General features: G+C 64.0%; 15 protein-coding genes. 8 read left to right on the top strand and 7 right to left on the bottom strand.

All coding sequences use genetic code 11. From position 1 onward, the window contains the following. Nucleotides 1-62: 62 nt before the first annotated feature. The gene (locus F562_RS0106500; RefSeq protein ID WP_018156130.1) at nt 63-914 is read right to left on the bottom strand and encodes a PAC2 family protein; all 852 of its coding nucleotides are present in this window, start codon (nt 912-914) and stop codon (nt 63-65) included. Nucleotides 915-1,060: 146 nt separating this feature from the next. Here F562_RS0106500 and metH point away from each other — a divergent pair, with 146 nt between their 5' ends. Beyond that, nucleotides 1,061-4,861: a methionine synthase gene (gene metH, locus F562_RS0106495; RefSeq protein ID WP_018156129.1), complete on the top strand. Its 3,801-nt coding sequence runs from the start codon at nt 1,061-1,063 to the stop codon at nt 4,859-4,861. Further along, nucleotides 4,858-5,520 (top strand): HAD family hydrolase, encoded by a 663-nt coding sequence (locus tag F562_RS0106490; protein WP_018156128.1) that lies wholly within the window; start codon nt 4,858-4,860, stop codon nt 5,518-5,520. The genes metH and F562_RS0106490 overlap by 4 nt, the downstream gene beginning before the upstream one ends. Nucleotides 5,521-5,611: 91 nt before the next feature. On the opposite strand, the gene F562_RS21025 is transcribed toward F562_RS0106490, so the two are convergent. The 3 genes from F562_RS21025 to F562_RS0106475 form a co-directional block, all read right to left on the bottom strand. After that, complete coding sequence (locus F562_RS21025; protein ID WP_211206437.1) at nt 5,612-6,340, bottom strand: hypothetical protein; 729 nt, start codon at nt 6,338-6,340, stop codon at nt 5,612-5,614. Nucleotides 6,341-6,456: 116 nt separating this feature from the next. Continuing rightward, nucleotides 6,457-7,191: a TRM11 family SAM-dependent methyltransferase gene (locus F562_RS18310; protein ID WP_018156126.1), complete on the bottom strand. Its 735-nt coding sequence runs from the start codon at nt 7,189-7,191 to the stop codon at nt 6,457-6,459. Beyond that, nucleotides 7,188-8,033: a RecB family exonuclease gene (locus F562_RS0106475; RefSeq protein WP_018156125.1), complete on the bottom strand. Its 846-nt coding sequence runs from the start codon at nt 8,031-8,033 to the stop codon at nt 7,188-7,190. Before F562_RS0106475 ends, F562_RS18310 begins: the two co-directional genes overlap by 4 nt. A 56-nt stretch (nt 8,034-8,089) precedes the next feature. Between F562_RS0106475 and F562_RS18305 the strand changes: the two genes are divergently transcribed. The 4 genes from F562_RS18305 to arc all read left to right on the top strand — a co-directional run bounded on the left by F562_RS18305 (nt 8,090) and on the right by arc (nt 12,493). Continuing rightward, on the top strand, nt 8,090-9,229 hold the full coding sequence (locus tag F562_RS18305) for a site-2 protease family protein (protein ID WP_018156124.1): 1,140 nt from the start codon (nt 8,090-8,092) through the stop codon (nt 9,227-9,229). A gap of 39 nt (nt 9,230-9,268) precedes the next feature. Continuing rightward, nucleotides 9,269-10,282: a tRNA (adenine-N1)-methyltransferase gene (locus F562_RS0106465; protein ID WP_018156123.1), complete on the top strand. Its 1,014-nt coding sequence runs from the start codon at nt 9,269-9,271 to the stop codon at nt 10,280-10,282. Nucleotides 10,283-10,299: 17 nt separating this feature from the next. Then, complete coding sequence (locus tag F562_RS0106460; protein ID WP_018156122.1) at nt 10,300-10,650, top strand: hypothetical protein; 351 nt, start codon at nt 10,300-10,302, stop codon at nt 10,648-10,650. Between the two features lie 100 nt (nt 10,651-10,750). Further along, nucleotides 10,751-12,493: a proteasome ATPase gene (gene arc, locus F562_RS0106455; protein ID WP_018156121.1), complete on the top strand. Its 1,743-nt coding sequence runs from the start codon at nt 10,751-10,753 to the stop codon at nt 12,491-12,493. Between the two features lie 14 nt (nt 12,494-12,507). Here the strand turns inward: arc and F562_RS0106450 are convergent, their stop codons facing one another. Continuing rightward, nucleotides 12,508-12,954: a PPOX class F420-dependent oxidoreductase gene (locus tag F562_RS0106450; RefSeq protein ID WP_018156120.1), complete on the bottom strand. Its 447-nt coding sequence runs from the start codon at nt 12,952-12,954 to the stop codon at nt 12,508-12,510. Between the two features lie 13 nt (nt 12,955-12,967). Next, nucleotides 12,968-13,372, bottom strand: a complete 405-nt coding sequence (locus tag F562_RS18300) for a DUF3054 domain-containing protein (protein WP_018156119.1) — start codon at nt 13,370-13,372, stop codon at nt 12,968-12,970. Between the two features lie 84 nt (nt 13,373-13,456). Here F562_RS18300 and F562_RS18295 point away from each other — a divergent pair, with 84 nt between their 5' ends. After that, on the top strand, nt 13,457-15,412 hold the full coding sequence (locus F562_RS18295) for an MFS transporter (RefSeq protein ID WP_018156118.1): 1,956 nt from the start codon (nt 13,457-13,459) through the stop codon (nt 15,410-15,412). Here the strand turns inward: F562_RS18295 and F562_RS18290 are convergent. Further along, a complete protein-coding gene (locus F562_RS18290) occupies nt 15,409-16,392 on the bottom strand; it encodes an alpha/beta hydrolase (protein WP_018156117.1) in 984 nt (327 codons plus the stop codon). The two genes, F562_RS18295 and F562_RS18290, sit on opposite strands and share 4 nt — an antisense overlap. Before the next feature lie 40 nt (nt 16,393-16,432). Here F562_RS18290 and dop point away from each other — a divergent pair, with 40 nt between their 5' ends. Then, the gene (gene dop, locus F562_RS0106430) at nt 16,433-17,947 is read left to right on the top strand and encodes a depupylase/deamidase Dop (RefSeq protein ID WP_211206436.1); all 1,515 of its coding nucleotides are present in this window, start codon (nt 16,433-16,435) and stop codon (nt 17,945-17,947) included. Nucleotides 17,948-17,984: the final 37 nt, after the last annotated feature.

Raw genomic sequence — 17,984 nt, 5'->3', positions numbered from 1 at the left:
GGTTGGTCTCGACAAGCTCGACCGGCGTGAGCTCGACCGGCGGTTGCTCGACGGGCGTGGGGCTACTGAGGGTCGTCGTCGCGGCGGCGCAGGTAGCGCTCAAACTCGCGCGCGATCGCATCGCCGCTGGCTTCGGGCAGTTCTGTGGTGTCCTGCGCTTCTTCCAGGGTTTGGACGTACTCAGCGACCTCGTCGTCCGATTGCGCGAGTTCGTCCACGCCGTGTTCCCAGGCGCGTGCCTGTTCGGGCAGGTCGTCATGACCAATGATCGTGTCCAGCACCTCCTCGAGCCGGGTGAGAAGCGCCAGGGTCGCCTTCGGCGAGGGACTGCCGCCGGCATAGTGGGGTACGGCCGCCCAGACCGACATGGTGGCGATGCCAGCTTCATGCGCGGCGTCGACGAGAACCCCGATGATGCCGGTGGGGCCTTCGTACTGGCTGGCATGCAGGTCAAAACGCAGTCTGGTTTCCGGGTGCTCTGAGGTGATCGTGACCGGGATCGGGCGCGTATGGGGGACGTCGGCGAGCAGCCCGCCCAACGTGATGAGGAGGCTGACCTCCAAATCCTTTGCAAGATCGAGCAACTCGCCATAAAAAGTCATCCACCGCATAGACGGCTCAATGCCCTGAACGAAGATCACGTCCCGCTCAAGCGGCGTGTTTTGGGCAATCAGGATGCGCGTCGTCGGCCAGCGCAGCGCACGGTGCCCGTCGGAGTCGAACACCGCCCGGGGGCGAGTTACCTGGAAGTCGTAGTAGTCCTCGGGGTCGAGCGCCGCAACGGGCTCGGCCTCCCAGCTTCGGATGACGTGAGCCAGGGTGGCGCTCGCGGTCTCGCCAGCGTCGTTCCAACCCTCAAAGGCCGCGATCATGATCGGATCACGCAATTCGGGCAGATCCTCGAGCTGAATCACGCTCGCGTCCTCCTGGTGGGTCGGGAACTGATGACTCAGCCTATGGCTGCGGTCGACGCGCGGTGTCAGCACGCCTGCGACACGCCAGGCGAATCCGGAGATCGGCCCGTCTATACGATGGGGGCCTGCCACCACGGGAGGTTCTCTTGTCCCAGACGTCATTCCGCGCTGCTCCTCAGCCGGACCGCACTGACGAAATCACCGCGCTGCTCGATCAGCGCATCCTCGTGCTAGATGGCGCCATGGGGACCATGTTGCAACGGCACAAGCTCTCCGAGGAGGATTACCGAGGCGAGCGCTTCGCCGACTGGGCCTCCGACGTACGCGGTAACAACGACCTTCTGTCACTCACCCAGCCGGGCATTATTCGAGAGGTTCACGACTCATACCTCGATGCTGGTGCCGACGTTATTGGGACGAATACCTTTAACGCGCAGCAGATTTCGATGGCGGACTATCACATGGAGGAGTTGAGTTACGAGCTCAACTACGTCTCGGCGCAGATCGCTCGAGAAGCGGCCGATGCGGCGACGGCGAAGACGCCTGACCGCCCGCGGTTCGTTGCTGGCGCGCTCGGTCCGACCAACCGGACGGCCTCCATCTCGCCCGACGTCAATGACCCCGCCAAACGCAACATCACCTTCGAAGGTCTGGTCAGCGCCTATCACGAACAGGCGAGCGCACTGGTGGATGGCGGATCAGATCTGCTGATCATCGAGACGATCTTCGACACGCTCAATGCGAAGGCGGCGATCTTTGCCTGCGAGACGCTCTTTGAGGAGCGCGAGCGGCGCTGGCCGATCATCATCTCCGGCACGATCACCGACGCATCCGGGCGCACCCTGTCCGGGCAGGTCACTGAGGCGTTCTGGAACAGTGTCCGGCATGCTCGCCCCCTGGCGATCGGGCTGAATTGCGCGCTGGGTGCGTCCGATATGCGCCAGTACGTCGCGGAGTTGGCCAGGATCGCGGATACCTATGTCTCCTGTTATCCGAATGCGGGACTACCCAACACCTTTGGTGAGTACGACGAGACGCCCGACCAGATGGGCGATGTCTTGGAGGAGTTCGCCGAAGCGGGGCTCATCAACCTCGTCGGAGGATGCTGCGGAACCGCACCCGAGCACTTGGCGGAGATTGCGCGCCGGGCGGAAGGCAAGACCCCGCGCAAACCAGCGACGGTGCCCTCAGCGATGCGTCTGTCGGGCCTGGAGCCCGTCACCATCGACAACAAGTCGCTCTACGTCAACGTCGGCGAGCGCACCAACATTACTGGGTCGGCTCGCTTCCGCCGCCTGATCAAGGAAGGCGACTACCCAACCGCGTTGAGCGTGGCCCGCCAGCAGGTGGAGTCCGGTGCTCAGATCATCGACATCAACATGGACGAGGGGATGATCGACGGCATCGAGGCGATGGAGCAGTTCTGTCGCTTGATTGCTGGAGAGCCCGACATCTGCCGGGTGCCTGTCATGGTCGACTCCTCCAAGTGGGATGTCATTGAGGCTGGCCTGAAGTGCATTCAAGGCAAGTCGATCGTGAACTCGATCTCGATGAAGGAAGGCGAAGAGCCCTTCCTGGCCCATGCCCGGCTGTGCCGCAAATACGGTGCCGCCATAGTGGTGATGGCGTTCGATGAGGACGGGCAGGCCGACAATCTCGAACGCCGCAAGCAGATTTGCGAGCGGGCGTACCGCCTGCTGGTGGACAAGGTTGGCTATCCCACCGAAGACATCATCTTCGACCCCAACATCTTTGCGGTCGCGACAGGCATTGAGGAGCACGCGAACTACGGCGTGGACTTCATCGAGGCCGTTCGATGGATCAAGCAGAACCTTCCGGGCGCGTTGATCTCCGGTGGCGTGTCCAATGTGTCCTTCAGTTTCCGTGGCAATAACCCCGTGCGCGAGGCGATCCACGCGGTGTTCCTCTACCACGCCATCGGCGCAGGTATGGACATGGGAATCGTCAACGCGGGGCAGTTGGTGGTCTATGACGAGATCGATCCTGAACTGCGTGAGCGGATCGAGGACGTCATCCTCAACCGGCGCGAGGATTCCACCGAGCGACTTTTGGAAGTCGCCGAGAGGTTCAATGTCGCGGGGGAGGCGCAAGACACTAGTGCCAAGGACGCTTGGCGCGAATTGCCTGTGCGAGAACGGATTACGCACGCGTTGGTGAAGGGCATCGATGACCACGTCGTCGATGACACCGAGGAGATGCGCGCCGAGCTCGCCGAAGCCGGCGAGCCACCGTTGTCGGTGATCGAAGGCCCGCTGATGGACGGTATGGGTGTCGTGGGCGACCTCTTCGGCGCCGGAAAGATGTTCCTGCCCCAGGTCGTGAAGTCTGCGCGGGTGATGAAGAAGGCCGTGGCGCATCTGATCCCCTACATCGAAGAAGAAAAGATCCGCACCGGGACGGCGGGCAAGAAGGCTAAAGGCACGGTCATCATGGCGACCGTCAAGGGCGACGTGCACGACATCGGCAAGAACATCGTCGGCGTGGTGTTGCAGTGCAACAACTACGAGGTCATCGACCTGGGCGTCATGGTGCCCGCACAGAAGATCCTCGACGCGGCCAAGGAACACGACGCCGACATCATCGGACTGTCCGGTCTGATCACGCCATCTCTCGATGAGATGGTCGGCTTCGCAGAGGAAATGGAGCGCACTGGACTCGAGATGCCGCTGCTGCTCGGCGGCGCAACGACGTCCAAGGCCCATACCGCCGTACGCGTGGAGCCCAAATATCACGGCCCGGTGGTTTGGGTGAAGGACGCGTCACGGTCGGTGCCGACGGTGTCTTCGCTGCTCTCGGACGAGCGTCGTGGGCCGATGATGGAAAAAGTGCGTGAGGAGTATGGCGCCCTGCGCGCTCGCCATGCCGCTAAGAAGAATGACCGCCCGCTGATCTCGTTGGACGAGGCTCGCGCGGCGCGTACACCCATCGACTGGAGCGACTACCGCCCCTTCCGCCCCCACCTGTTGGCTCAGCAAGAGCGCGACTATCACGAGGGCCCGCATCCCAGCGGATCGCCGACGGCATACACCCGCACGTGGACGGACTATCCGCTGGCGGAACTGCGCGACTACATCGATTGGCAGCCGTTCTTCAACGCGTGGGAGATGAAGGGTCGCTTCCCGGACATCCTGAACAACCCGGCTACCGGCGAAGCGGCTCGCAAGCTCTATGAAGATGCTCAAGCGATGCTTGATCAACTGTTGGAGCACAAGTGGTTGCGCGGCGCTGCGGTCATCGGGCTGTACCCGGCCAATGCGGTCGGCGACGACATCGAGATCTACACCGATGAGACCCGCTCCGAGGTGCGGATGACGCTGCATCACCTGCGCCAGCAGGGCAAGCACCGGGAGGGCGTGCCAAATCGGGCGCTCTCGGACTTCATCGCGCCGAAAGAGACGGGACTCGCGGACTACATCGGAAGTTTCGCGGTGACGACAGGCCTTGGGGCGTCAGAGAAGATCGCCGAGTTCAAGGAAGAGCTCGATGACTACAGCGGGATCCTGTTGGAATCCTTGGCCGACCGACTCGCTGAAGCCTTTGCCGAGAGGCTGCATGAGCGAGTTCGCCGCGAAATGTGGGGATTTGCCTCTGATGAGCGGTTGAGCAACGAGGAACTCATCTCTGAGGGCTATCGCGGGATTCGCCCGGCTCCTGGTTATCCGGCCTGCCCAGATCACACCGAGAAGGATTTGCTGTGGGATTTGATGGATGTCGAGGCGCAGACGGGGATCCAGTTGACCGAGTCGATGGCGATGTGGCCAGGGGCGGCGGTCAGCGGTTGGTACTTCTCCCACCCCCAGTCGCAGTACTTCGTCGTCGGGCGGCTGGGACGTGACCAGGTGCAGGAATATGCCGAGCGCAAGGGCTGGACGTTGGCCGAGACTGAGAAGTGGTTGATGCCGAACCTGGGCTACGACCCCGAATGAGCGCGATCCTCGCCGCCCTGTGGGATATGGACGGCACGCTGGTCGACACCGAGCCCTACTGGATCGGCGCGGAGCGTGAGTTGGTGGAGTCGTTCGGAGGCGACTGGACGGACGATCTGGCCCACCGCTGCGTCGGGAACCCGTTGCTGGTCTCTGGGCAGATCATCCGTGACAACTCTCCGGTCGACCTGACGCCCGAGGAGATTGTCGACTTCCTGCTGGGGAAAGTCACTGCTCAGATGGAAGCCCATGTGCCGTGGCGACCCGGCGCGCTGGAGTTGCTGACTGATTTCCGAGAGCGGGGCATCGCCTGTGCTTTGGTGACGATGTCGTACGAGTCGCTGGCGCAGGTTCTCGTCGATCAGTTGCCCGCCGGGACCTTCACCACCCTGGTCACCGGCGATCAGGTCAAGCACGGCAAGCCCCACCCGGAGGCCTACCTCACGGCGGCGCAGCGGTTGGGCCTGCGGCCGGGGCAGTGTGTCGCTTTTGAGGACTCGCCTCCGGGCGTGCGTTCTGCGGCGTCAGCGGGGGTACCCACCATCGCGGTCCCGCACATGGTCCCGGTGCCAGATCTGCCCCTGGCAGTTCGGGTGTCTTCGCTGAGTGGCATCAACGCGGACACGGTGGCCGAGCTCACCGTGTCCTTGCGTGACTGAGCGGACGTCCTTCGCCTTCGCCACCCCCAACAGCCGCAGGGCGGCCCCATCGCTATGGGGCCGCCCTGCGGATGGTGCTGTGGTGCAGAAACTAGTTGTCGTCACCGTGCAGGCGACGGCGGGCGAACACGCCGGCTGCACCGACGCCGCCAAGCGTGGCGAGACCAGCAAGCGCGAGCACCGCGCCCGAGGAGCCATCGCTCGTGACACCCGTGTCGATCTTTGGCCCGCTGGTGGTGGCTGGTGCGGGCATGGTGTTGCTCGGCTCTGAGGTACCCGTGGGCTCTGAAGTGCTGGTGGGCTCTGAAGTGCTCGTGGGCTCGGAAGTCGCGGTCGGCTCCGGGGTTGTTTCCGTGGGCTCAGGCGTGTCAGTCGGCTCCGGCGGAGTCGTGGTCTCGGTGGGCTCGGGCGGAGTTGTCGTCTCGGTGGGCTCCGGATCGGCCACACAGTCGATCGTGATCGGCGTGGCGACGGACTCGCGCGCGTTTCCGGCATCCCGGCCGAACCACCGCACCTCACCCGTACCGTCGGGGAAGGAGTCGGCGGCAATGGTCCAGGTCGCTGAACCAGATTCATCGATTTCGATGGGGGTGCGCTGGCGGACTTCTTCGCCGCCACCTTCTGGGTTGACGACCGCAGACAGGGTCCCGGTCGAACCTGGTACGGCGTCGGCCACATTGACCTGTACCTCGCAGGTGCCGGCCACGCCGACAGTGGTCGCGTGTGCAGAACTGATGCCCAGGGTCAGGCCACCAAGGCCGAGTGCGGCGGTGGACGCCAAACCCACAAAGGCAAGGCGGTGCGATCGAACAGATGTCATGCCAGAAACCCCTTCAAAAACTGATACCGGTGGAGCGAGCCACTTGCTCTCCCTGCGGCACGCCCTCACCACCATAGGCCCGAATGCGGATTTGGGCAGTAAATACCAGGAGAAACTTACAGAATCCTCGATGACTCCTGGGTGTGCGAAGCCCGCACGACGATGAGATGGTCACCCGCGAGATCGTGCAGGGGCTGGTCCCAACACACGGGAACATCTTGAACAATTTGCCCAATCGCGCTCATCCGCAAACCCAGGTCCCAGGCCAACGGTGTGAATCCAGAGTCGGCAGCGATGTTTGCGACGTTGACGACGAGGTATCCGGACGGTGTCAGCATGGCGAGACAGGCCGCAAAAATTCTCGTTAAGTCGTCCAGGTAGCCGTCGTAGTCGCCACCAGCCCGGGTATATGCGGTCAACGGGTCGTCGGGATGAGAGAACTCGGTGCGATAGGGCGGGGAGGTGAGGACGAGGTCAAAGGGACCCGCGACCAACGCACTCAACCCGCGCGCATCACCCTCGATCACGAGGGCCTCCGGGGCCACCTGCCGGGTCGTCGCGCAGCGCTCGGGCAGCAACTCCACTCCGACGCTGACACGGCCAAGTTCGGTCGCCGCCCGCAACGTCGTCCCAAACCCGACGAACGGATCGAGGACACGATCGCCCGGATGGGTGAGGTCCTCGATCACCGCGCGGGCCACAGCTGACGAGAAGTGCACGTCCTCATCGGCCCCGGCACACCTCTCGGATAGGACATCAGCGTGACGTACCGAGACGTACGGCCGAAGCGGCAGTTGGGCCGACGTGACCTGACTGCGAGCCGAGTCAGCGTCGGCCGCGAACGGCGTCATGAACCCGACTCGTCGGCCTCGGGCGGATAGCCCGGTGAGAGGGCCCGCACAGCGGCATCGGGCGGCAGCGGCGGAGGAGTCCCGCCAAACTCTGGGCAGTGCGCGCGATAGTCACACCACGCGCATCGCGCTGAGCGCCGTGGTCGCCACTCGTCGGACTCGGCTGCGGCGGCAATGGCCTGCCACAGCGCCCGAATTTTGCGCTCGGTGGCCTCAAGATCGTCGCGGTCGGGTGTGTAGCGAAGGATCTCGCCATTGCCGAGATAAACCAGTTGCAGCAGTCGGGGGAGTACGCCGGTAGAGCGCCACAGCACGAGGCCATAGAACTTCAGCTGGAAGAGCGCCTGCGCTTCGAACCGTGTCGACGGCGATCGTCCAGTCTTGTAATCCACGACCCGAACCTCACCCGTCGGCGCGGTGTCGATGCGATCGATATAGCCACGCAACAGCAGACCCCCGACCTCGGTCTCGACGTAGCGCTCCCGGCTGCTGGGTTCGAGTCGGGTGGGATCTTCCAGCCTGAACCAGCGGTGGACCAGCGTCGCGGCTTCGCTGAACCAGGCCTCCTGCGCCTCCGGGCCGACGACGAGCGTTTCCAGCTCCGGTTCGTCGGTCAGCATGTCGCTCCAAGCAGCGCCGATCATGTCTACGGCCGCCTGGGGAGTGCGTTGATCGGCTGGCACGTCAAAAATGCGTTCGAGCACGCTATGGACCAGGGTTCCGCGGGCAGCCGCGGGTGAGGGCGGCGTCTCAAGGCGGTCGATCACTCGGAAGCGATAGAGCAGTGGGCACTGCAAGAAGTCGGCCGCTCGACTCGGGGACAACGCAGGCTGAGCGGGCATGTACTGAGCCTATGCCGCCGGGCCGACAGGACGTATCCGACATTAGGCTCGCGTTCATGGCAGCCCCGGATCGTGCGTCTAGCGGCGGTCTCGTCGGCTGGCAGGTCGCCACGCTGCGCGGCGTGCCTGTGATCATTAGCCGGTCTTGGCTCATGGTGGCCGTGGTCATCGTGTTGCTTTTTGGCCCACGGCTGGAGGCCCAGCTTCCTACGTTGGGCGTCCTGGCCTATCTCGTGGCTGGCCTGTATGCCGTGCTCCTGCTGCTGTCGGTGCTCGTCCACGAAGCAGCCCATGCCCTCGTTGGCCAGCGGGTGGGCTATCGCGTGCAGCGCATCGTGGCCAACCTCTGGGGTGGCCATACCGCCTATGACCACGGCAATGAGCAGTCGCCGGGTGCGAGCGCGTTGGTCGCGGTGGTGGGCCCGCTGGCCAACGGGGCAATGGCGGGGCTGGGGTGGGTGCTGCTACCGGCGGCCCCGAATCAGGTCATCGAGTTGCTCCTCATCGCGTTCACTTGGAGCAACGCCTTTGTCGGGATCTTCAATCTGCTGCCCGGACTGCCGCTCGACGGAGGATTTCTGGTCGAGGCGGTGGTGTGGCGCCTGACTGGCTCCCGGTCAAGGGGGACGATCGTGGCTGGCTGGGCAGGTCGAGCTGCCGCGGTGATCTTGGTGGGGTGGTTTGCCGTACTGCCCCTTCTTCAGGGGACACGCCCGCCCCTGGTGACGGTGGTCGGGGTGCTTTTCATCGCCATGTTTATGTGGCTTGGTGCGACGTCATCGATCCGCTCCGCCCAAGGCGCGGCTCGCATTTCGGGGGTGCGCCTCGAACAGATCACCATTCCGGTCAGGGTCGTTGATGACCGTGCGCCGCTGTCGCAGGTCCCTGATGGGGTTGCCGTGGTGGCGAGCCCCGAGCGCGGGCTGTGGGGTCTGATCGACGCGCAAGCGTCGGAATCCGTCCCCGACGGCGAACGCCGCGACGTGGCGACCAGCGCCGTAGCCGTTGCCCAGCCACAGGGGTGGGTAGTCGACGTTATCGATCCGTATGGCGACATCCTGCCGGTGATCTCGGCGCTTCGGGACCTTCGCGCCGAGCAGGTCATCGTGACGTACGCCCAAGGAACACAGATCGCTGGGCTCGTACGCGCCCAGGACATGCTGGACGCGCTGTCCCGAGCCAACCGTCGATCCTGACCGGGACGACGTGGGGGTGGCCTCCTAGACTCCTTCCTCATGGCCAATGACCGCACGGACGAACCGAATCCGACAGGCGCAGCGTCGCGCCGAGGACCCTTCACCGAGGGCGAGCGAATCCAACTGACCGACCCCAAGGGGCGGATGCACACGATCGCGCTTGAGGCGGGAAAGCAGTTCCACACGCACCGTGGCCACCTCACCCATGACGAGCTCATCGGTGCGCCGGACGGCACGACCATCACCAACACAGCGGGTGTGGAATACCTCGCGCTGCGGCCACTCATGTCGGACTACGTCATGTCGATGCCGCGTGGCGCAGCGGTCGTCTACCCCAAGGACGCTGGTCAGATCGTCACCTTCGCAGACATCTTTCCTGGCGCTCGCGTCGTGGAGGCAGGCGTCGGTTCCGGCGCGCTGAGTATGGCCCTGCTGCGTGCCGTCGGCGACTTCGGCTCAGTGCACTCCTTTGAGCGCCGTGAGGACTTTGCGACCATCGCGCAAGGCAACGTGCGGGAGTACTTCGGCGTCGAGCACCCGGCCTGGACGGTGACCGTTGGAGATTTGGTGGAGGCACTGCCCGAGCACGTTGAGCCCGGCACTGTCGACCGGGTCGTGCTGGACATGCTCGCGCCGTGGGAATGTCTGGAGGCGGTGGGTGATGCGCTCGCACCGGGAGGCGTGCTGATTTGTTACGTCGCCACGACGACACAGCTATCCAGAGTCGCCGAGGCCGCCCGGACGCACGGTGGATATACCGAGCCACAGGCATGGGAGTCGATGGTGCGTGGTTGGCACTTGGAGGGCCTGGCCGTGCGGCCGGAGCACCGGATGCACGGGCATACCGGATTCTTGATCACGACTCGTCGGCTGGCGCCGGGTGTCACGCCGCCGCTGCGCAAGCGCCGCCCTGGGAAGGGCGACTTTTCAGAGGTCGCGCCGGAGGACCTGCCCATCGAGTCCAACGACCCGGCGGACTATGGCGAGCGACCGGTGTCGGACAAGAAGGTGCGCAAGCTGGCTCGCAAGATGGCGCCCGACGAGAGCGAATAGGGCTTAGGAGACATCAAATGGACTGGGTCACCGGGCTGCTCATGCTGACGGCTGCGGTGCTTTGTGTCGCGTTCCTCCTCCTGATCGTGTTCTCGACTAAAGGGCGCGAGAAGGTTTCGCTCGAGTTCCTTGGGCTCATGATGGGATTAGCTGTCGCAGGGGCCTTTATCGGTACATGGTTTCCGGGTAGCGCGACCAGCGACCTATGGGCAAGTCTGCCGCTCGGTCTCCTGTTCGGTGGTTCGGCCGCTGGCATTGTCCTGATCTGGGCCTTGAGGGACACTAGGGTGACCTCCTCCAGTAGTAAGGCGCTCGGTGTGGGAGTCGTCGCCGCCGTCGCCGCCCTGCTTTGCTCCTACACCGGGTAGGGGGACACGGGCCACATCGCCGATGCCCACACCGTGAGTCGGCGCTGCTGATCGACAGGTGCGCGGGTTAGGGTCGAGGCCAACCGAGGAGGTGCCTGCGATGACCAGCGAGCAGCAGCCCGAGCGCCGAGCGGACGGCAGCCCGACTAGCGAAGAAAGCCTGCGGGCCGAGGTGCGCAATCTGAGCGGCCAGGCCTCCCCAGGGCCGGGTCAGGATCGCGGGCTCGAGCAGCAAGTCATCCAACTCAAGTCCTCGATGGGCACCCTGTCGGCCCAAAACGAGCGGCTGGTGCGGACGCTGAAAGACGCCCGTCAACAGATCGTCACGTTGAAGGACGAGGTAGACCGGCTCGCGCAGCCGCCCGCGTCCTACGGCGTCATCGTTGCTGTCCACGAGGATTCGACCGCTGACATCCTCAACAGCGGCCGCAAAATGCGGGTCGCGGTGAGTCCCAACGTCGAGGCAGGTGAGTTGGCGCCCGGCCGTGAAGTCATGCTCAACGAGGCGCTCAACATCGTGGCGACCGCCGGATTTGAGCAGGTCGGCGAGCTCGTGATGGCCAAAGAACTCCTCGGCACCGGCCGAGTCCTGGTGATGTCGCACGCCGACGAAGAGCGGGTCTGTCGGATCGCGGACTCCCTTGCAGGCGAAACGATTCGGGTGGGCGACTCCTTGATGCTCGACAGCCGAAGTGGCTTCGTCTTCGAACGTATCCCCAAGGCTGAGGTGGCCGATCTGGTCCTCGAAGAAGTCCCAGATATCTCCTATGAGGACATTGGGGGACTGACTGGCCAGATCGAACAAATCCGCGACGCGGTCGAGTTGCCGTACCTGCATGCGGATCTCTATAAAGAGCACCAACTTCGGCCGCCCAAGGGTGTCCTGCTGTATGGCCCGCCCGGATGCGGAAAGACGCTGATCGCCAAGGCGGTCGCGGCATCTCTCGCGCGCCAGGTAGCTGCGCAGACAGGTCGCGAGGAGCAGCAGAGTTACTTCCTCAACATCAAGGGTCCCGAGCTGCTCAACAAGTATGTCGGCGAGACCGAGCGACACATCCGCCTGATCTTCCAAAGGGCGCGCGAAAAGAGCAACGAGGGCGTTCCAGTCGTCGTGTTCTTTGACGAGATGGAGAGCTTGTTCCGGACCCGTGGTTCGGGCGTGAGTTCCGACGTCGAGACGACGATCGTCCCGCAGTTGCTTGCGGAGATCGACGGCGTTGAGCGTCTCGAGAACGTCATCGTGATCGGTGCATCCAACCGAGAAGACATGATCGACCCGGCCATTCTGCGGCCCGGCCGACTCGACGTGAAGATCAAGATCGAGCGGCCCGACGCCGAGAGTGCACGAGATATTTTCGGCAAATACCTCACCCCTGATTTGCCGTTGCATCCCGATGACGTGGCCGAGAATGACGATTCCTTCGAGGCCACCGTCGCCGCGATGATCCAAGCGACCGTCGAGCGGATGTACTCCGAGATGGATGAGAATCGGTTCCTGGAGGTCACCTATGCCGGCGGTGACAAGGAGATCCTCTACTTCAAGGACTTCAACTCCGGCGCGATGATCGAGAACATCGTCGGGCGCGCCAAAAAAATGGCGATCAAGGATCAGATCACCACGGGAGTGAAGGGCCTGCGCGTCGAGCACTTGCTCCGCAGTTGTGTCGATGAGTTCAAGGAAAACGAGGACCTGCCCAACACCACGAATCCTGATGACTGGGCACGGATTTCGGGTAAGAAGGGCGAGCGCATCGTTTACATCCGGACGCTGATCAGCGGCAAGGACGGCGCCGAACCGGGACGGTCCATCGATCAAGCGGCTGCGACGGGCCAGTACCTCTAGGGCTGCGGTCCTGCTTAGTCGGCGACGTCGCGTGCGCCGGTCAGATGCACCGGAGTAAGGCGGACGAGGAGTTCGCCCGGGACACCATTGCGGGCTGCGAACTCTTCTTCGCGGTCAGCGCCCATGTAGCGCGCGCCGAGCCGACCGGCCCACTCGCGCACCTCGGCGTGGTCCTCCGAGATCGTGACGGTGCCCTGCACCGTCACGAAGGTGAAGGGGGCTCGGTCGTCCTGAACCATGAGTGAGGCCAGTCCCGTCCGGCGTAATGACCGGCCTTTGACGGTCTGTGCGCCGGTGTTGAACACGATCGTGAAATTGTCGGGTTCGCCATCGACGAGGTACCAGATCGGCGCCACGTGCGGACGTCCATCCTTGCGCGTGCTGGCCAGGGCACCTGGACGCGCTGGCTGGGTCGAGAGAAACTCGAAAACGTCCGCGGTGCTCATCGTCTGATAGGGCATGGGTGAAGCCTAGTCAGGCGTCGACATCTTGGTCCTCGGACGCTGCCGGCGTCTCGGCTCCGAAGCCCGCCGGGAGCCAGCGCTCTGCTGCTGCTCGCCATCCGATCATCAGAATGCCCAAAATCACCAGCGTGACCACCATGAACGAGGCCGCGATTCCGCCGCCGGTCACGGCCCGCAGAACCAAACCAATGACGACGGTGAAGACCCACACGGTGAGGCCAGGGCCGACGGTGTCGGCATCCAAACCAGAGCGGGATCGCACCACGTACCAGCCGAGTCCGGCGCCGATCAGGAACGGAAGCGCGGTGAGCGGCGCCCCGAGCACGGACTCTTGATGACTGAGCCGACCAACGATCGCGAACAACAGGATGCTGAGCAGATCGAGGCCGAGGGCAAGCTGGATTCGACGTGTCACCCCACCAACCTAACGGGGACCCCAGAGCAGGCGACGGCGGCCATAGATAGAATGACAATATTCACCCCTAGGAGTCTTTTTCTCGTGTCCCGTGCTGCCCGTTCCCGTCCGTCAACTCCGCTGGTCGTCGCGGTCCTGAGCATTTGCGGGACGGTGGTCTCGCTGCAGCAGACGCTGGTCATCCCGATGCTGCCGATGTTTCCAGAGCTCCTCAACACCTCTGCCGACACCGCGTCCTGGCTGGTCACGATCACCCTGCTCGTCGGCGCTGTCGCGACACCGATCGTCGCTCGCTTGGCCGACATGTTCGGCAAGAGATTGATGATGCTGTTGTGCCTGGGGACCGTGATTGTCGGCTCATTGTTGCCTGCACTCGGTCCGGAGACCATTGGTGTGGTGATCGCTGGCCGGGGGCTACAAGGTGTTGGCGCGGCCTTGATCCCAGTCGGTATCTCGATCATGCGCGATGAGCTGCCGCCGAATCGGGTCGGCAGCGCCGTTGCCCTGATGAGTGCCACCCTCGGCATCGGCGGCGCCATCGGAATGCCGCTCTCTGGCGTCCTGAGCGACCGTTTCTCCTATCACGCGCTGTTCTGGGTCTCGGCCGTCTTCGCCGCCGTCATGTTCGCGGCCGTGTTGGTGGTAATTCCGCAGTCACAGATGCGCACCGGCGGCCGATTCGACTATGTCGGCGCCGTCCTGTTGTCCGTTGCGCTCGTGGGCTTGCTCTTGGGAATCTCCAAAGGCGGCACGTGGGGTTGGGGGAGCGAGCAAACCCTGGTGTCGTTCGTGGTCGCGGCCGTTTTCTTGGCGCTGTGGTTGCCCTCGCAGTTGCGCGTTGGACAGCCGCTGGTCGATCTGCGGACCTCGGTACGCCGCCCCGTTCTCCTCACCAACATTGCCTCGCTCCTTCTCGGCTTTGCGATGTTCGGAAACATGCTGAGCACGACCCAGCAGATGCAAATGCCTGAGGCGACCGGCTATGGCTTCGGACTATCGGTCACCCAGGCCGGTCTGGCGATGCTCCCCGGCGGCCTGGCCATGGTGGTGTTCGCGCCGATCTCAGCGTCGGTCACTCGCCGGTTCGGGGCGAAGTTCACCCTGATCGTCGGCAGCTTGCTGATGGCTGCCGGCTACCTCCTGCGCGTCTTCCTCACCCACTCCGTTGCCCAGGTCTTGATCGGCGCCACTGTCATTTCGATCGGTACGGCCATTGGCTATGCGGCCATGCCGATCTTGATCATGAGGTCGGTTCCGATCACCGAGACGGCCTCCGCGAACGGCCTCAACACGCTGCTTCGGGCGATCGGTACGTCGACTTCCTCGGCTGCAGTCGTCGCCTTCCTCGGCGCCTCCACGATGGTGGTTTCCGGGCAAACTCTTCCCACCCTCGAGGCCTTCAAGCACACCTTCTGGGTGGCGATGGTTGCCGCGCTCATCGCCGTCGGCGTCGCGCTTGCGATCCCAGGACTTCCCGCGTCCGCACCTGCGGCCACGCCCGCACCCACCGCCAGCCCTTCTGATGAAGACGATGCTGAGGAACTCATCGTGAGCGGCGTGGTGCACACCCCGACCAAGGAGCCGCTCAACAGGGCGGTCGCCTCCGCACTGCGGATGGATGGCGAGCAGATCGACTGGGGCCGTACCGATGACACCGGGACCTACCGATTGGCGCTCAGGCACGGCGAATCGGTGTTGTTGGTGTTGACGGCGGACGGCTTTGCGCCACGGTCAGAGATTGTCCGCGTGACAGATGCTGAGTTGCCGCCAACCGAGTTGCGTGAACGGCTCACGATGCGGGGAACCGTGACTGATTGTGGTCAGGCCGCGCCTGGCGCGGGCGTGGCGCTCGTGCGCCACCTGGGTGAGCAAGTCGCCCACACAGTGACCGATGAACATGGCGGCTATGAACTCCCGCTACCCACCTCTGGTCGCTACGTGCTCTCGGCGTGGCGGGAAAGTGACGGAGCGGTGCTGACACGCAGTCTCGCGGTGCTCCAGGAGTCGACGCGGGTCGACCTCGACCTCGCCGATCGCTAGCGAGTCTTTGGCGACGTCGAAAGCCAGTCCCGCAGACAACGTGAGAGTTCTGAGCGAGCCTGGGCCGCGACGGGAGCCACACCAGGAAAGCTCATGAATCCATGTGGCATCTGTGCGTATCGGGTTACACGGGTGGGTACGCCCGCCGCTTCGAGGATCGCGCCGTAGCGCTCGCCTTCATCGACGAGGGGGTCGCATTCAGCGGTCTGAATGAGGCACGGCGGCAGGTCGGCGTGCGATGAAGCCCAGAGCGGGGACACCAGCGGATCCTCGGCGGTGACGTCAGCCTCATTGAGATATGCCTCGAGAAAGAAGTCCATGGACTCACCCGTGAGGACCGCCTCCTCCCGCCATCGCGAGCTGGGGTGGCTGCGGGTGAGGTCGGTAGCGGGATAGATGAGGGCCTGACCCGCGATGGTCGGCCCCTCGAGGTCCCGCGCCATGAGCGAAACCACCGCGGAAAGGTTGCCGCCAGCGCTGTCACCGGCCACGGCAATCGGGCCGGTGGCGTCGACTTCAGAGGGGCGGCTCGCGACCCAGAGCAGGCTGTCGTAGGCATCGAACGACGCTTGAGGGGCCTTGTCCTGAGGCGCCTTTCGGTAGTCCGGGCCTACAACCACGGCTCCCAAGGTGGAAGCGAGGTAGCCGGTGAGGGAGTCGTAGTTGGCCGGATTGCTGAGGGTCCACCCACCGCCGTGGTAGTAGATGATGACGGGTGCGTGTGCGGCAGCCGACCTCGTCCGGGCAATGCGCGCGCGGATGGTGGTGCCATCTCGCATGGGGATCTGCGCGGTGCTGAAGGTCACCCCGTCGGGCACGGCTCCGGTGACCCAACTCGCGGGCGGCCGGGTGGGCATGACCTTGGCGCGGTCCTCGGCGATTTGCTCGGGCGTGAAGTTCGCGAAATCCCGTCGAGCCGTGCGCTCATACGCCGAAGTGAAGGCGCGAGTGCGCAACGGCATCAGGTGACGATGAGACATGGGTGCTGGTTGTCCTTACTGGGCGACCTAGGCTGACTTCATGACTGTACGACGCGTAATGGGCGTGGAGACCGAGTACGGCATTTCTGTCCCGGGAAGTCCGCAGGCCAACCCGATGGTGCAATCCGGGCGGGTCGTGACGTCGTACGCCCAGGACGTGGGGTTGCCTGCCGCGCGCACCGGATGGGACTACGAAGATGAGACGCCGTTGTCCGATGCCCGCGGGTGGGAGATGGCCAGGGTCGACGCTGACGCCAGTCAACTCACCGACGAGGAAGACCCAACGCTGGCCAACGTGGTCCTCACTAACGGGGCACGGCTGTATGTCGACCACGCCCATCCGGAGTACTCCTCACCGGAGGTCATGAGTCCACGCGATGCCGTGCGATGGGATCGAGCGGGGGAGTTGGTGATGCGAGAGGCGGTACGACTGCTCTCGCCCCAGCAACCGGGCGTCAATCTCTACAAAAACAACACGGATGGCAAGGGTGCCTCCTACGGCACGCACGAGAACTACCTGATGTCCCGTGCGACGCCGTTCGCGGACATCGCTAAGAACCTCATCCCGTTTTTTGTGGTCCGCCAAGTGATGTGCGGATCCGGTCGGGTCGGTATCGGCGCGGAGTCGAGCCGCCCGGGCTTCCAGCTCGCTCAGCGGTCTGACTTCTTTGAAGTGGAAATGGGGCTGGAGACCACCCTGAAACGGCCCATTATTAATACCCGCGACGAGCCCCATGCGGTGGCGGATCGGTATCGCCGATTGCACGTGATCCTCGGCGATGCCAACCACTGCGATGTGGCCAATCTGCTCAAGATGGGCACAACAAGTTTGGTGCTCGGCATGATTGAGGCGGGCGCCATCACCTCGGATCTGACACTGTCCCAACCGGTTTCGACGTTGCGCGACATTTCTCATGACCCCACGCTGCAGACCCCTGTACGGCTCGCGTCCGGCCGCTCAATGACCTCGATCGAGTTGCTCTGGGCCTACTACGAGATGGCTGCGAAGTGGTTGGAAAGGACCTACGGCGGCACTATGCCGGATGAGGACACCGCTGAGGTGATGACCCGGTGGGAACAGGTGCTCACGGGACTCGAGTCCGATCCCATGTCCCTGCACCGAGAACTGGACTGGGTCGCCAAACTCAAACTCTTGCGTAGTTATGCCGACCGAGCTGGTCTGGAGTGGACGGACCCACGCCTGCGGGCCATCGACATCCAGTGGTCAGATGTGCGCGAGGACAAGGGCCTGTTCAACCGGATGCTTGCGGGCGGGCAGGTGGAGCGATTGGTCGCGGAGGAGGACGTACTGCGGGCAGTCACCGAACCGCCGGAGGACACCAGAGCATATTTCCGCGGCACCTGCCTGGCTCGTTTTCCCGACCGAATCGCTGCGGCCTCGTGGGATTCGATCATTTTCGATGTGCCGGGCGAGCGCAGTCTGCAGCGCGTTCCGATGCTGGAACCGGAGCGGGGAACCCGGGCGGCGGTGGGCGAGGTACTTGAGTCTGCGACAGATGTTGCGGACCTGCTGAGTCGCCTTGCCGTGGAATAAGGTTGGGATCACATCGACGTGACGCGCGTCGACATGC

Source organism: Demetria terragena DSM 11295, assembly GCF_000376825.1.
Classification (GTDB): Bacteria; Actinomycetota; Actinomycetes; order Actinomycetales; family Dermatophilaceae; genus Demetria; species Demetria terragena.
This window is presented reverse-complemented; position numbering and strand designations above follow the sequence as displayed.

Coding starts and splice junctions, on each gene's coding strand:
- F562_RS0106465 (WP_018156123.1), top strand. CDS start 9,269: ATGGCCAATGACCGCACGGACGAACCGAATCCGACAGGCGCAGCGTCG.
- dop (WP_211206436.1), top strand. CDS start 16,433: ATGACTGTACGACGCGTAATGGGCGTGGAGACCGAGTACGGCATTTCT.
- F562_RS0106475 (WP_018156125.1), bottom strand. CDS start 8,033: ATGCCCGCTCAGCCTGCGTTGTCCCCGAGTCGAGCGGCCGACTTCTTG.
- F562_RS18310 (WP_018156126.1), bottom strand. CDS start 7,191: ATGACGCCGTTCGCGGCCGACGCTGACTCGGCTCGCAGTCAGGTCACG.
- F562_RS18305 (WP_018156124.1), top strand. CDS start 8,090: ATGGCAGCCCCGGATCGTGCGTCTAGCGGCGGTCTCGTCGGCTGGCAG.
- F562_RS0106450 (WP_018156120.1), bottom strand. CDS start 12,954: ATGCCCTATCAGACGATGAGCACCGCGGACGTTTTCGAGTTTCTCTCG.
- F562_RS0106460 (WP_018156122.1), top strand. CDS start 10,300: ATGGACTGGGTCACCGGGCTGCTCATGCTGACGGCTGCGGTGCTTTGT.
- arc (WP_018156121.1), top strand. CDS start 10,751: ATGACCAGCGAGCAGCAGCCCGAGCGCCGAGCGGACGGCAGCCCGACT.
- F562_RS18290 (WP_018156117.1), bottom strand. CDS start 16,392: ATGTCTCATCGTCACCTGATGCCGTTGCGCACTCGCGCCTTCACTTCG.
- F562_RS0106490 (WP_018156128.1), top strand. CDS start 4,858: ATGAGCGCGATCCTCGCCGCCCTGTGGGATATGGACGGCACGCTGGTC.
- F562_RS21025 (WP_211206437.1), bottom strand. CDS start 6,340: ATGACATCTGTTCGATCGCACCGCCTTGCCTTTGTGGGTTTGGCGTCC.